This is a genomic window from Pseudomonas sp. F01002 (assembly GCF_004402115.1).
Lineage (GTDB): Bacteria > Pseudomonadota > Gammaproteobacteria > Pseudomonadales > Pseudomonadaceae > Aquipseudomonas > Aquipseudomonas frigoris.
In genome coordinates, this window is the sequence record NZ_SOPU01000026.1 from 34,740 (window position 1) to 48,090 (window position 13,351).

General features: G+C 60.6%; 10 protein-coding genes and 2 pseudogenes. 2 read left to right on the forward strand and 10 right to left on the reverse strand.

All coding sequences use genetic code 11. From position 1 onward, the window contains the following. Positions 1 to 110: 110 nt before the first annotated feature. From E3W21_RS22315 to nspC, 4 genes are all read right to left on the reverse strand, one after another. Entirely contained in the window at positions 111 to 1,481 is a 1,371-nt protein-coding gene (locus tag E3W21_RS22315) for an HlyD family type I secretion periplasmic adaptor subunit (protein WP_134421870.1), read from the reverse strand. Then, positions 1,474 to 3,195, reverse strand: coding sequence for a type I secretion system permease/ATPase (locus tag E3W21_RS22320; RefSeq protein ID WP_129444115.1), 1,722 nt, complete (start codon positions 3,193 to 3,195; stop codon positions 1,474 to 1,476). The genes E3W21_RS22315 and E3W21_RS22320 overlap by 8 nt, the downstream gene beginning before the upstream one ends. A gap of 347 nt (positions 3,196 to 3,542) precedes the next feature. Further along, positions 3,543 to 4,778: a saccharopine dehydrogenase family protein gene (locus E3W21_RS22325; RefSeq protein ID WP_056742289.1), complete on the reverse strand. Its 1,236-nt coding sequence runs from the start codon at positions 4,776 to 4,778 to the stop codon at positions 3,543 to 3,545. A gap of 27 nt (positions 4,779 to 4,805) precedes the next feature. Continuing rightward, a complete protein-coding gene (gene nspC / locus E3W21_RS22330) occupies positions 4,806 to 5,903 on the reverse strand; it encodes a carboxynorspermidine decarboxylase (protein WP_129444119.1) in 1,098 nt (365 codons plus the stop codon). 239 nt (positions 5,904 to 6,142) lie between these two features. On the opposite strand from nspC, the gene E3W21_RS22335 reads away from it, so the two are divergent. Further along, positions 6,143 to 6,952, forward strand: a complete 810-nt coding sequence (locus E3W21_RS22335; RefSeq protein WP_134421871.1) for a DeoR/GlpR family DNA-binding transcription regulator — start codon at positions 6,143 to 6,145, stop codon at positions 6,950 to 6,952. Between the two features lie 46 nt (positions 6,953 to 6,998). On the opposite strand, the gene otnI is transcribed toward E3W21_RS22335, so the two are convergent. The 6 genes and pseudogenes from otnI to E3W21_RS31235 form a co-directional block, all read right to left on the reverse strand. Then, on the reverse strand, positions 6,999 to 7,781 hold the full coding sequence (otnI, locus tag E3W21_RS22340; RefSeq protein ID WP_134421872.1) for a 2-oxo-tetronate isomerase: 783 nt from the start codon (positions 7,779 to 7,781) through the stop codon (positions 6,999 to 7,001). A gap of 21 nt (positions 7,782 to 7,802) precedes the next feature. Next, positions 7,803 to 9,166: pseudogene (locus tag E3W21_RS22345) on the reverse strand (transporter). Between the two features lie 189 nt (positions 9,167 to 9,355). Continuing rightward, positions 9,356 to 9,994 (reverse strand): aldolase, encoded by a 639-nt coding sequence (locus E3W21_RS22350; protein WP_134421873.1) that lies wholly within the window; start codon positions 9,992 to 9,994, stop codon positions 9,356 to 9,358. After that, positions 9,991 to 11,297, reverse strand: a pseudogene (gene otnK, locus E3W21_RS22355) (3-oxo-tetronate kinase). Before otnK ends, E3W21_RS22350 begins: the two are co-directional and overlap by 4 nt. A gap of 27 nt (positions 11,298 to 11,324) precedes the next feature. Then, complete coding sequence (gene ltnD / locus E3W21_RS22360; protein ID WP_134421874.1) at positions 11,325 to 12,230, reverse strand: L-threonate dehydrogenase; 906 nt, start codon at positions 12,228 to 12,230, stop codon at positions 11,325 to 11,327. Then, on the reverse strand, positions 12,223 to 12,390 hold the full coding sequence (locus E3W21_RS31235; RefSeq protein WP_166793860.1) for a hypothetical protein: 168 nt from the start codon (positions 12,388 to 12,390) through the stop codon (positions 12,223 to 12,225). The genes ltnD and E3W21_RS31235 overlap by 8 nt, the downstream gene beginning before the upstream one ends. A gap of 241 nt (positions 12,391 to 12,631) precedes the next feature. Between E3W21_RS31235 and E3W21_RS22365 the strand changes: the two genes are divergently transcribed. Next, positions 12,632 to 13,279 (forward strand): MliC family protein, encoded by a 648-nt coding sequence (locus E3W21_RS22365; RefSeq protein WP_134421875.1) that lies wholly within the window; start codon positions 12,632 to 12,634, stop codon positions 13,277 to 13,279. Positions 13,280 to 13,351: the final 72 nt, after the last annotated feature.

Here is a 13,351-nt window from a genome sequence, read left to right on the forward strand (position 1 = left end):
TGTTGCGGCTTGACTGACTGGCATTAACCACAGACCCAATCACAAACGACCGTGTGCGGATTACACGGTCGGGTCATTGAGGCGTGAGGCGTCGAATGCAGCGGTCATGCTCATTCCTCTTTGAACGCCGCAAGCAGGCGTTCACGCAAAGGTTTCATCAGGTAATTCATAAAGGTGCGTTCCCCCGTCACCACCGTGACATCGGCGAGCATGCCGGGGCGCACCAGCAGGCCGGCGGCCTGCAGCGAGGCGACGGTGTCGGCGGGAATTTCGACCTTGGCGGAAAAGTACGGCTGGTGCGTCTGTTCATTGATCAACTGGTCCGCCGACACCGTAGTCACCGTGCCGGTGACCGTCGGCGTATCCACCCGTTGCAGCGCGGTGAAATGCACATGCACCGGCAGACCCGGGCGCAACTTATTGGCCATCAGCGGCTCGAAACGCGCGGTGATCGCCATCGGCGCATCCAGCGGCACCACTTGCATCAGGGTTTGGCCGGCCTGCGCAACGCCCCCGACCGTATGAATGTTCACGTCCATGACCTGCCCGGACACCGGCGCACGGATCGCACCGTTGTCGACTTCAAACTGCAAGGCACGAATCTGATCGGCATAACCTGCCGCCTCGGCAGAGACCTCGCTGAGCTGGGTTTCGGCATCGCGGCGAAATTCCTGCTGCGCCTGCAAGGCCTTGAGCCGGCTTTCATTGATCGCCTGGCGGGTCCTGCCGACATCGCCCACCCCGGAGGAAATCTGCCCGGCCAATTGGGCTGCGTTGCGTTCGGCCTCGAAGAGTTTGTTGCGCGGAATGTAGCCTTCACTGGCCAATCCACGCAGGCCTTCCAGCTCTTGCTGCTGGAAGCGCATCTGCGTGTCGTAGTTGCGCTTGAGGCCTTCGTAGCCTTGCAACTGCTGCTGCAATGCCGCGGCTTCGTGTTCGATGATCTGCAAGCGGCTGCCCAGTTCTGCGCGGCGGGTCAGAAACAACTGGCTCTGCAAGGCCATGGCGGCCTTGACCCGCGGCTCGGCGGCATGTTCCAGCAGTTCAGCGGGCCATTGAATGTCGGCTGAGCCCAGGCGCTCGGCAATCAACCGCGCCTCGACGCTGCGATCGTTGAGCAACTTGCCCAACGTCACGTCCCGTTGCGACTGCGCCTGCACCGTATTGAGCTGCACCAGCAACTGCCCCTGGGTGACGCGGTCGCCATCGCTGACCAGCAGCTTTTCCACTACCCCGCCGACCAATGACTGCACAGCCTTGCGTTCGCCCGCCACCACCACGGTGCCACTGCCCACGACACCCTGGTCGAGTGGCGCGAGGCAGGCCCAAAGCAGGAAGCCGCCCAGCGTCAGGACCAGGAAACCCACACCATAGCGTGCTGCCCCCCCGGCGTCGGTATTGGCGCAGGGCAGCGTTGTGGCGCCGCGCACGCTCGGCCGTTGCTCGCTGTACGTTTGTGTTCCGGGGGTCAGATCACGCATCTTTGCCAGCCTCCCTGACCGCGGCCGGTCTTGGCCCCGGCATCAATGCTTTGAGCACCCGGTCCCGTGGACCGAATGCTTGTTGAGTGCCGTCCTTGAGCACCAGGATGTGATCGACCACCGCCAGCACATTAGGCCGGTGGGTAATCAGCACCACGGTGCTGCCAGCAGCCTTGAGCGCACGGATGGCCTGCACCAGCGCCTGCTCCCCGGCTTCATCGAGGTTGGAGTTGGGCTCATCGAGCACAATCAGCGACGGGCGCCCATAGAGCGCGCGAGCCAGGCCGAGACGTTGCTTTTGTCCACCGGACAAGCCAAGCCCGCCGGGGCCCAGCGGCGTGTCGTAACCCTTGGGGAACCTCAGGATCATCTCGTGAATGCCGGCGTGACGCCCGGCGGCGATGATCTTGTCGGCGTCCTGCTCGCCAAAGCGGGCAATGTTGTCGGCCACACTGCCGTCGAACAGCTCGATGTCCTGCGGCAGGTATCCAAGGTGCGGGCCCAGGGCGTCGTGGGACCATTGACTGATCTCGGCGTCGTCCAGGCGCACCGACCCGCCCATGGCCGGCCATACCCCGACCAGCGCCCTGGCCAGCGTTGATTTACCACTGGCGCTGGGGCCGACGACGGCGAGTACATCACCTTTGGCCAGGCTGAAATTGATGCCCCGCAGGATCGGTTGCGTGGCGCCGGGCGGGCCGACATACAACTGCTCCAGGCGCACTGCCCCGGTGGGCGGAGGCAAAGGCATGCGCAGGCGCTCGCGCGGATGCTGGGCAAGCAGTTGACTCAGGCGCTGGTAGCTCTGGCGGCCGGAGTTGAATTGCTTCCACGAGCCGATGGCGATTTCCACGGGCGCCAGGGCACGCCCCAGCAGCAGCGACATCGCAATCATCATGCCCGCCGACAATTGGCCTTCAAGCACCAGCAACGCCCCCAAGCCTAGTGCCAGCGACTGTCCGGAGATGCGCACGAAACGGGTCATCGAAGTGATACGCGCGCCGCGGTCGCTGGCATGGGCCTGGGCGGCAATGATGCGTTGCTGCAGCAGGCTCCAACGCTGGCGCAACGGCCCGAGCATGCCCAGGGCCTGGATGACTTCGGCATTGTGAAACGTGCTGTTTACATAGATCGACGACTGCACGCCCAGGCGATTGGCTTCGCCCAAGCGTGTGCGAGTCGACAATTCGCCCCACAGCGCCAGGCCGATCAGCACCAGGGCCAGAACCAGCGTCAGTACGCCGAACCATGGATGAAAGATGAACGCCACCAGCAGGAAGATTGGCAACCACGGCGCATCGAGCAAGGCGATCAGGCCCTGGCCGGTGATCAACTGCCGCAGCGTCGCCAGATCGATGAGCACCTGCGCCGGGTTGGCGTTGTGCTCGCGCAGGCTGCGAGCGAAGGCTGCGTCGAAAATCCGCTCGCCCAAGGCATCGTCCAGCCCCGCGCTCATACGAATCATCACCTCGCCGCGTGCCCACTCGATCAGGGCGCTGAACATGAACAGTCCCAGGGCGATCAAGGTGAGCATGAACAAGGTGGTTTCGTTGCGGCTGGTGAGGACCCGGTCGTACACCTGCATCATGTAGAGCGACGGCACCAGCACCAGCAGGTTGATCACCCCACTGAACAGCGCCAGCGACCAGAACACCCGGCGATAGCTTAATAAAGCGGCATCAATGTCATGACGCGGATCGAGAAGCAAACCCATAGAGTGTCGCTCGCAAAAGGAAAAGTCGGTTCAAGACGCAATCCATCGCGAACGTTTTGCCCTAAGGCATGGAGAAAACACTAAACGTAGCTGGATGCGCCGCAATCAGAGACGGTCCTTGTCGCTACAGGCGCCAATTACTGACCACGCAACCAGGGGTTAGTGCCGGTTCGACGGGCTGGGGTTCAATGTGGGTGACGGGCGGGGATGTTGGAGGCAGAGTTCTTGATCTCGTCCTCAACAAGCCCAACACAATACGCACAAACCAAAACGCCGCTCAAAGAGCGGCGTTTTTGCGTATGGAGCGGGAAACGAGGTTCACCTGTATATTGCGAGCCTCAAGCGTTTCAGCTCCAGGGACGATCTCCATTCTCGTCCTTGATGCGGGTCGGCAGGCCCATCACATCCAGCGCCTTGAGGAATGGCTCAGCCGGAAGTTCCTCGACGTTGGCCATGCGCTGCACGTCCCACTCGCCACGGGCGACCAGCAGGGCTGCGGCCACGGGCGGCACGCCTGCGGTATAGGAAATGCCCTGACTATCAGTTTCCGCGTAAGCGTCTTCATGATCAGCCACGTTGTAGATGAACACTTCGCGCGGCTGACCATCCTTGGTGCCCTTGACCAGATCGCCGATGCAGGTTTTGCCGGTGTAGCCGGGCGCCAGCGAGCTCGGATCAGGGAGCACGGCCTTGACCACTTTCAGCGGTACGACTTCCAGGCCCTCGGCGGTCTTGACCGGTTGCTCGGAGAGCAGGCCGAGGTTCCTGAGCACGGTGAACACATTGATGTAGTGCTCGCCGAAGCTCATCCAGAAACGCACGTTGGGCACGTCGAGGTTTTTCGACAGCGAGTGCACTTCATCGTGGCCGGTCAGGTACAGGTTCTGCGCGCCTACGACCGGCAGGTCGTCGGTGCGTTTGACTTCGAACATCGTGTTGCTGGTCCACTGACTGTTCTGCCAGCTCCACACTTGTCCGGTGAATTCGCGGAAGTTGATTTCCGGGTCGAAATTGGTGGCGAAATACTTGCCATGGGAACCGGCGTTGACGTCGAGAATGTCGATCGAATCAATGCGGTCGAAATACTGTTGTTGCGCCAATGCTGCATAGGCGTTGACCACGCCCGGGTCGAAGCCCACGCCGAGAATGGCGGTAATGTTCTTCTCTTTGCACTCTTCGAGGTGGTTCCACTCGTAGTTGCCATACCAGGGCGGCGTCTCGCAGATTTTGCCCGGTTCTTCGTGAATGGCGGTGTCCAGATAGGCCACGCCGGTATCGATGCAGGCGCGCAGCACCGACATGTTGAGGAAGGCGGAACCGACGTTGATGACGATCTGCGATCCGGTTTCGCGGATCAGCGCCTTGGTCGCTTCCACATCCATGGCGTTCAGCGAGAAGGCCTGGATTTCGGCGGGCACTTTGAGGCTGCCCTTGGCCTTGACGCTGTCGATGATGGCCTGGCACTTGGAGATGTTGCGCGACGCGATAGCAATACGACCGAGTTCATCGTTGTGCTGCGCGCACTTGTGGGCCACCACCTTGGCGACACCTCCTGCACCAATGATAAGCACGTTCTTCTTCAATTTTTCTCTCTCTCCTTCTCTGCCAGCTTACGAAAGGCTGGACATGTAGTCGTTGTAACCAAACTCACGAACCACCTCGACAGTACCGTCGAGTTGTTTCACCACGATGGACGGCATTTTCAAGCCGTTGAACCAGTTCTTCTTGACCATGGTGTAACCCGCTGCGTCGATGAACGACAGCCGATCCCCGATAGCCAAAGGACGATCAAATTGATACTCACCGAAAATGTCTCCGGCCAGACAGGATTTGCCGCACACCATGTAAGTGTGCTCACCCTCGCTGGGCGCCAGCTTCGCATTCAGGCGATAGATCAGCAGATCGAGCATATGCGCTTCGATGGAGCTGTCCACAACCGCCAGGTGCTTGCCGTTGTAGAGGGTGTCGAGCACGGTGACTTCCAGCGACGCGCTCTGCGTGATGGCCGCTTCGCCCGGTTCCAGGTAAACCTGCACGCCGTATTTTTGCGAGAAGCTCTTGAGGCGCGCACAGAACTCGTCCAGCGCGTAGCCTTCACCAGTGAAGTGGATGCCGCCACCGAGGCTGACCCACTCGACCTTGTGCAGCAAGTCGCCGAAGCGTTCTTCGATAGTGCACAGCATCTGGTCGAACAGGCCGAAATCACCGTTCTCGCAGTTGTTGTGGAACATGAAGCCAGAGATCTGCTCGATGACCTGCTCGATCTTCTCCGGGTCCCACTCGCCCAGACGGCTGAACGGTCGCGCAGGGTCGGCCAGCAGATAATCCGAGCTGCTCACCTGCGGATTGACTCGCAGGCCGCGCACCTTGCCGGCCGAAGCCTCGGTGTAGCGCTGCAACTGACCGATGGAGTTGAAGATGATCTTGTCGCAGTTGTCGAGCATCTCCTCGATCTCGTCGTCGGCCCAGGCCACGCTGTAGGCATGGGTCTCGCCAGCGAACTTCTGTCGACCGAGCTTGAGCTCGTAGAGCGACGACGACGTGGTGCCGTCCATGTATTGCTGCATCAGGTCGAACACCGACCAGGTGGCGAAGCACTTGAGTGCCAGGAGCGCCTTGGCCCCCGATTGTTCGCGCACATAGGCGATCTTCTGCATGTTCGCCAGCAGCTTTTGTTTATCGATGAGGTAGTACGGTGTTTTGATCATTTCGAGGCGCCTCCGGCAAGGCCAGCCAAAAAAGGATGCGCATTGTGCCTTCACTGGCTACATATCGAAAGAGCAGGAAGCACTGTCCACGCGAATCGTGGCTCAATTTAAGTCCCAGGCACCCAGCAAGCCAGAGTGACGGTCTTTGCCCCCAGGCCCCGTCACATCGCCGCGCTACTGATCCCGCCACAGATTCGCTACTATGTTTGACCGTCAGCTTTCCTTAATCTGGAGCCCGAATGCCTAATCAAAAGGACATCGCCGCCGAAAGCGGCGCACCGATGATTCCTGAACAGCGCCGTGAATTGATGCTGCGACAGTTGCGCAAGCATCAGGTGCTGAGCGTTCATCAGTTGATGGAAATGTTCGACTGTTCGCACATGACCATACGTCGCGATATCGCGTTGCTGGAGCAGGAAGGTCGTGCTTACTCGGTAACGGGTGGGGTGCGGATCGCCAGCCAGCTCCATAGTGAGCCCAGCCACCAGCTCAAGGCGGTGGTCGAGTTGCCACAGAAGCAATCCATGGCCAAGCTCGCCGCCCGGCTACTGCATGCCGATATGACGATCTACCTGGATGCGGGAACCAGCACACTGGAAATCGTCCCCTACATCAAGGCGCTGTCCGGCATGACCGTGGTGACTAACGACTTCGGCATTGTCCAGGCGCTGATCGAAGCCCCCCAAGTCACGGTGATTCATACCGGCGGGCAGCTGGATCACTCCAATCAATCGTGCGTCGGCGGCCTGGCGGTTGCCACCCTGCGCCAGGTCGTCACCGACATCGCGTTCATATCGACCAGCTCATGGGATTTGCGTCGCGGCCTCACCACGCCTTCGGCCCTGAAGGTGGAGGTGAAACAAGCCGCGATGCAATCGGCCTCGCAAGTGGTGCTGGTGGCCAGCAGTTCGAAATACGGCACATTCAGCATGTACAAGATTGCCGGGCTAGAGCAGTTCGACATTATCCTCAGCGACGATGCGCTGACCCCGGCCGCGGCCGATGGCATTCGCAAGCAAGGTGTCGAACTGTTGTTGCCGTCTGACTGAAACGACGGGCTCCGGCAGCGTCCGTCGCCCCCCTCCTCTGTTGCGCTTAGCGCGCCTTCCAGTCCCGTAGCCATTGCAAGCCGGCCGAAGTATTGCCACGCGGCCGATACTCGCACCCTACCCAGCCGTCATAACCCAACTGGTCGATCAACTCGAACAGATAGGGATAGTTGACTTCTCCCAGGTCCGGTTCATGCCGGTCCGGCACGCCAGCGATCTGGATATGGCCGATCCCATCGAAGTCCCGTCGCAGTTTGGTGGCCAGGTCGCCTTCAACGATTTGGCAGTGATAACAGTCGAACTGAACCTTCAGATTACTGGCGCCTACTTCCTTGCAGATGGCCTGGGCCTGGTCCTGCCGGTTGAGGAAAAAGCCCGGTATGTCTCGTGTATTGATCGGTTCCAGCAGCACCGTGATACCGACCTTGGCCGCCCGGGCGGTGGCATAAGCGAGGTTCTCCAGGTACACGCCGTGATGCCGTGGGCGATCGCTTTCCGACGGCAACAGCCCAGCCATCACATGGATACGTGAATTGCCCAACACGCCGGCGTACTCCAGGGCGCGATCAAAACCGCTACGAAATTCACTCTCACGGCCCGGCAACGACACCGTGCCCCGCTCGCCCGCCGCCCAATCACCGGGCGGCGCGTTGAACAGCGCCTGCACCAGGCCGTTATCGCTCAAGCGTTGCTGGAGCTCTTCAGCGCTGTAGTCGTAGGGAAACAGATACTCCACCGCTTCGAAACCATCGGCAGCCGCGGCGGCGAAGCGATCCAGAAACGCATGTTCCGGGTAGAGCATGCTGAGGTTGGCAGCAAAACGAGGCATGGTAGCTCCTGAAATTAAGAGTTAGACAAATGGCCAGATCAGCAGGGTAATACAGAAACCCAAGGTGCCGAGCAACGTGGTCAACACCGTCCAGGTGCGCAAGCCGTCGGCCACGTTCAGCCCGGACAGTTTGGTGAAGATCCAGTAACCGGCGTCATTGATATGGGACATGGCCAACCCGCCACCGCCCATGGCCAGGCACAGCAGGGCCATGTGGTTCGGAGTGAGATTGAGGGCGCCAGCACCGGCAGACCGGTGGTGCGCAGCATATCGGAGACTACCGCGCCGATTCCGGTATCCACCAGCACCTTGCCAAACACCCCGCCGGCACCGGCAATCAGGATCACCATGGCCACACCGGGCAAGGCCGAGCCGATCACATCGGACACCTGAGTGCGGCTCCAGCCCCGACGCGAACCCAGCAACCAGGCACACAGCAAGGTGTCGATCAGCAGCGCCACCAGCGGCGCGCCGAGCACGGTCATGATGCCGCGCAGGGTCGATTCGGCAGGCAGCAACGAGGTGGACAGAGTCCCCAGCAGAATCAGAATGATGGGCAGCAGGATCAGGCTGACGATCAAACCAAACCCTGGTGGGGGTGCCGGCGGCAACTTGGAAACGATGCTGCTGGTGGACTCTTCCAGGCCCATGTGTGACACGGCCACAGCCGCTCGCTCAGTGCTCTTGTCGTTGCCATTGGACCAGGCGGCCAGATCCTCGTTGGTGACATGCGGGCCATAGACCTCGGCACGAATATCGTCGGTCATCGGGTACACCCGACGGGTCATGCGCCCGGCCACGCGGTAGCCGACATAGTAAAGGAACGCGGTGAGCGGCAGACCGAACATCAGCACGCGACCCAGGTTCGCGCCCAACTGACTGGCAGCGGCCACGGCGCCCGGGTGTGGCGGCAGAAAGGCGTGTACGGTCAACAAGGCCGCGCACATCGGCAGTGCGAAGACCAACAGCGGCTTACGCGCACTGCGCGCAATGCCATAGGCCAGCGGCATCAGGATGATCACGCCGACCTCGAAGAACACCGGCACCCCGACCATGAAACCGGCAATCGTCAGCGCCAGCGGTGTGCGCCGGTTGCCGAAACGAGTAATCAGGGTCTTGGCCAGCGCCTCAGCGCCACCGGAGAGTTCGATGATCCGCCCGATCATCGCGCCCAAGGCAATGATGATCGCGATATGGCCCAGGGTCTTGCCCATGCCGCCTTCGATGGTCGCCACCAGATCGGCCGGTTTCACCCCGGCCACCAGCGCCACCAGAATGCTCACCAGCATCAACGCTACGAAGGGTTGGAACTTGTACTTGAGCACCAGGAACAACAACAGCGCGATGCCCACCCCTGCGGTAATCATCAGGACTAACGGGCTCATTTCAGAACCCCTCCACGCCGGGTAAACGAAACGGTTCTGCCACTGAATCTGAAAATGCCGCAGTGAAGGTGAGTCATGCTTGGATTTCCTGTTGTTATTGTTTTTTCAGGCAAGCCGGGTCCGTCGAGAGTCGCTGCGCGTCTCATGTACAGGGCCTGCTGTATCGATTTGTCGTGTTAAGCCAGCGCTTTACCAGGTCGCGCCGAAGGTCTCTCGCAACTCGTCCAAAGCCGCCTGGTCGAGAGGTTCCGGTTTGGGATGGCTCATCAGCCAGAGCCGTGCAGTTTCCTCAAGCTCCTCCAGGGCGTAACTGGCCCTGGACACCGAACTCTCCCAGACCACCGGGCCAAGCCGTTCGAGCATCACGCCGCGAACACTATTGGCCAGCTGCGCGACTTGCTCGGCAACCTTCGGCGACCCGGGTCGCTGGTAGCCAATCAACGGGATATGTCCGACTTTCATGACCTGATACGGCGTCAGCGGCGGCAGGATGTCGTCCGCCTGCCAGACACCGGCCAGCGTCAACGCCACCAGATGAGTGGAATGGGTATGCACCACGCCGCCGACATTCGGGTTGCGGTCGTAGACCTGGCGATGCAGCGCCAGAGTCTTTGAAGGCCTGTCACCGGACACCCATTCGCCGGCCAGATTGACCTTGGCGATGGTCGCCGGATCGAGGCGCCCGAGGCAGACATCGGTCGGTGTGATCAACCAACCGTCATCCAGGCGCGCACTGATATTGCCGGCGCTGCCGACGGTATAACCGCGCTGGTAAAGGCTGCGGCCAACCTCGCAGATTTCTTCGCGCAGGGCGTTTTCGTTACTCACTGAGCACCTCCCGCGAGTTGGCTCAAGGCTTTGCTGAAGAAGTCGCGGCCACCGAAGTTGCCCGATTTGAGTGCCAGCGCCAAAGGTTCGTCAGTATTGCTGACGGTCGCCGGCACACCCGGATCGATCTGCGCGCCGATCTGCAGCAGCTGTACGCCCAACGCCTGAACCACAGCGCCCGAGGTTTCTCCGCCGGCGATCACGAAGCGGCGCACGCCGCTCTGACGCAGACCTTGGGCAATTTCGCCAAAGGCGTTTTCCACCAGACTGCCAGCCTGCTCGACACCCAGTTGCTGTTGCACCGACTTGACCTCATCCGGTGAGCTGGTGGCGTAGATCAATACGGTTTGTTCGTTATCACGGGCGAAGGTCAAGGCTTGCGCCACCACCGGTTCACCCGCGGCCAAGGCCAACGGATCAATCCGCAAGGCCGGCCGCCCGGCTTCGAGCCAGGCCGCCACTTGTCCATTGGTCGCGATCGAAGCACTGCCGGCCAACACCACTTCCCCGCCGAACACCGCCGGGAGCTTTGAGGCATCGAGGTCGCGCAGCTTGCCAGCGCGACGGAAATTTTCCGGCAACCCCAGGGCCAGCCCCGAACCACCCGTCAACAACGGCAGATCGGCGCAGGCGGTGCCGAGGGTGTACAGATCGCTGTCCGACAAGGCATCAGCGATGGCCATGCCGACACCTTGAACCCTCAGCTCTGCGATTCGCGCACGCACCTGCTCAGCGCCGCGGGCAATGGTGTCGTAACGCAACAGGCCGACATTCAGGCCAGTCTGCGATTGCAGGACCCGAACCAGGTTGGCATCGGTCATCGGCGTCAGCGGGTGATGCTGCATGCCCGACTCGCTGAGCAGTTGATCCTGCACAAACAAGTGGCCGCGAAAGATTGTCCGGCCATTCTCCGGGAACGCCGGACAGGCCAGAGTGAAGTCGCTGTCCAGTGCGGCCAGCAGCGCTTCGCTGACCTGGCCGATATTGCCGGCCGCGGTGGAGTCGAACGTCGAGCAATATTTGAAGAAGATCTGCTCGCAGCCTTGTTCGCGCAGCCTTGTTCGCGCAGCCAGGCCAGCGCCGCGAGGGACTGTTCGACCGCGTCGGCGACAGGAATGGTGCGCGACTTCAGGGCAATGACGATCGCATCGGCGTCAAGCCCGGCAGCAACATCTGCGCTCGGGATTCCGATGCTTTGCACGGTACGCATTCCGCCGCGCACCAGCATGTTGGCAAGGTCCGTGGCACCGGTGAAATCGTCGGCGATGCAGCCCAGCAGCGGGCGTGCGGTGGAGGTAGTCATGGGGTGTTCCTCAAACGGGCTCGGGCTTCAAACGGACTGGGGCTTGGCAGTCGGCAATTCGATGCCCGGGAAAATCTTGATCACCGCCGAGTCGTCCTCACGGCCGAAGCCGGCACTGGACGCCTGCATGAACATCTGGTGAGCGGTGGCCGACAGCGGCAGCGGGAATTTGCTGGCTCGGGCGGTATCCAGTACCAGGCCCAGGTCCTTGACGAAAATATCCACCGCGGACAACGGTGTGTAGTCAGCCTTGAGAATGTGCGGTACGCGGTTTTCGAACATCCAGGAATTACCGGCGCTATGGGTGATCACCTCATAGAGTGCATCGGCATCGACCCCTTCACGCAGGCCCAGCGCCATGGCTTCGGCAGAGGCGGCAATATGCACCCCGGCGAGCAGCTGATTGATGATTTTGACCTTCGACCCCAGGCCATGAACGTCACCCAGGCGATAAACCTTGCCGGCCATGCCCCCCAGGATTGACTCAGCCTTGGTATAGGCGTCGGCCGGCCCCGAAGTCATCATGGTCATCTCGCCAGCGGCCGCCTTGGCGGCGCCACCGGAAATCGGTGCATCCAGATACAGCAGGCCCAACGCGGCCAGGCGCTGGCCCAGATCCCCCGCGTAAGTCGGGGCTACGGTGGCGCAGCCGATCACCAGACTGCCCGGCCGCAGTGCGGCCACGGCACCACCCTCACCAAACAGTACGGTTTCGGTCTGCTCGGCGTTGACCACCACGGTCACTATCACGTCGCACTCAGCGGCCATGTGCGACGGCGAAGAGCAAGCCACGCCGCCCTCCCCGGCAAATTGTTCAGTCACTGCAGCCCGCACATCACAGGCATGCACATTGAAACCGCTGCGCAACAACGAGCGAGCAATGCCCAGGCCCATCGCGCCCAGACCGACAACACCGACATTCTTTTTATTCATGGGGTACTCCAGAGGAAAGCAGCGACTGCTTGCGCGCCTGCCAGGCGCAGACATTGGCCGCGTTGTAGAGAGGGCTCCGGTAGACAGGATCAGCGCCGAGCGGATAAACCCGCTGAGGGGCGCTGTCATTCAGCACATGAGTCGGGATCTCGTCGAACATCAAGGCAATCCTGTTTTTGTCGTGTTATCAGGTTGTCATACCGGCTGGTGGAGATCATCTACCAATGATCAGATTATGTGAAGTATTTTTTCGAAATAACATTTTTTAACATCGCCAGAAGTGGCAAGTTTCGAGCACTGACTTACACTGCGATACACCCAATGCGAACGAATGAATGTCCAACAGATCGATAGGTTCCATGGCAATCCGGGGATCACGTAATGATCTGGGTGAAGCCAACATGAAAACGGTCACGACCCTTTTCAACTGTCTGCTCGCTGCCAGCGTTTGCGCGGCAACGAGCACCTGCGCAAATGCTGCGTCGTTCAAGACCAGTTTCGATTGCGCCACGGCAAGGGCATCCGTCGAAAAGCTTATCTGTCGCGATTCGCAACTGGCACAGATGGATATCGAATTGACGCGTCTTTATCGCCTGGCGCTCACGGATGAACGTTCAGTACCGCGCCCAGACAAAGTCTTGATCGACCAGCAGTTCTGGATCGACTCCCGTAATCAGTGTGCGTCCACGCCTGAGCCCAAGGCGTGCACGATCCGAAGTTATGCCGAGCGCGCGCACCAGCTACGCCAAGGCTCGGCCATTGTGAGAACCAAGGATCCAGACACGCTCACCGAAGGCCCCCTGGCCTTTCGTTGTACAGGGTTTAACTCACTGATTGCCGCCACCTTCTTTAACACGCAGCCAGGTGTCGTGTACCTGAAATGGGCGAACACCTCGATCACCCTGAGCCAGGTGCCGAGTGATTCGGGAACCCAATACACTGGCAAGGATTCCCAGGGGAGCTACCGCTTCTGGCAAGACGGCAACGGGGTGATTTTCCAGAAGCCAGGCTCAGGGGCAATGAGTTGTACGGCCGAGCCGGTCAGCTGATTTCTCTGGGGCAAGTGCGGAAAATCAAGCGCCGCTTTTCCAATATTTCAGCCGCGACACTTTTGTAGCAGC

Bases quoted from the DNA above. Each gene is read 5' to 3' on its own strand.
- E3W21_RS22315 (WP_134421870.1), bottom strand. From the start codon at position 1,481: ATGCGTGATCTGACCCCCGGAACACAAACGTACAGCGAGCAACGGCCG.
- E3W21_RS22320 (WP_129444115.1), bottom strand. From the start codon at position 3,195: ATGGGTTTGCTTCTCGATCCGCGTCATGACATTGATGCCGCTTTATTA.
- nspC (WP_129444119.1), bottom strand. From the start codon at position 5,903: ATGATCAAAACACCGTACTACCTCATCGATAAACAAAAGCTGCTGGCG.
- E3W21_RS22335 (WP_134421871.1), top strand. From the start codon at position 6,143: ATGCCTAATCAAAAGGACATCGCCGCCGAAAGCGGCGCACCGATGATT.
- otnI (WP_134421872.1), bottom strand. From the start codon at position 7,781: ATGCCTCGTTTTGCTGCCAACCTCAGCATGCTCTACCCGGAACATGCG.
- ltnD (WP_134421874.1), bottom strand. From the start codon at position 12,230: ATGAATAAAAAGAATGTCGGTGTTGTCGGTCTGGGCGCGATGGGCCTG.
- E3W21_RS31235 (WP_166793860.1), bottom strand. From the start codon at position 12,390: ATGTTCGACGAGATCCCGACTCATGTGCTGAATGACAGCGCCCCTCAG.
- E3W21_RS22365 (WP_134421875.1), top strand. From the start codon at position 12,632: ATGAAAACGGTCACGACCCTTTTCAACTGTCTGCTCGCTGCCAGCGTT.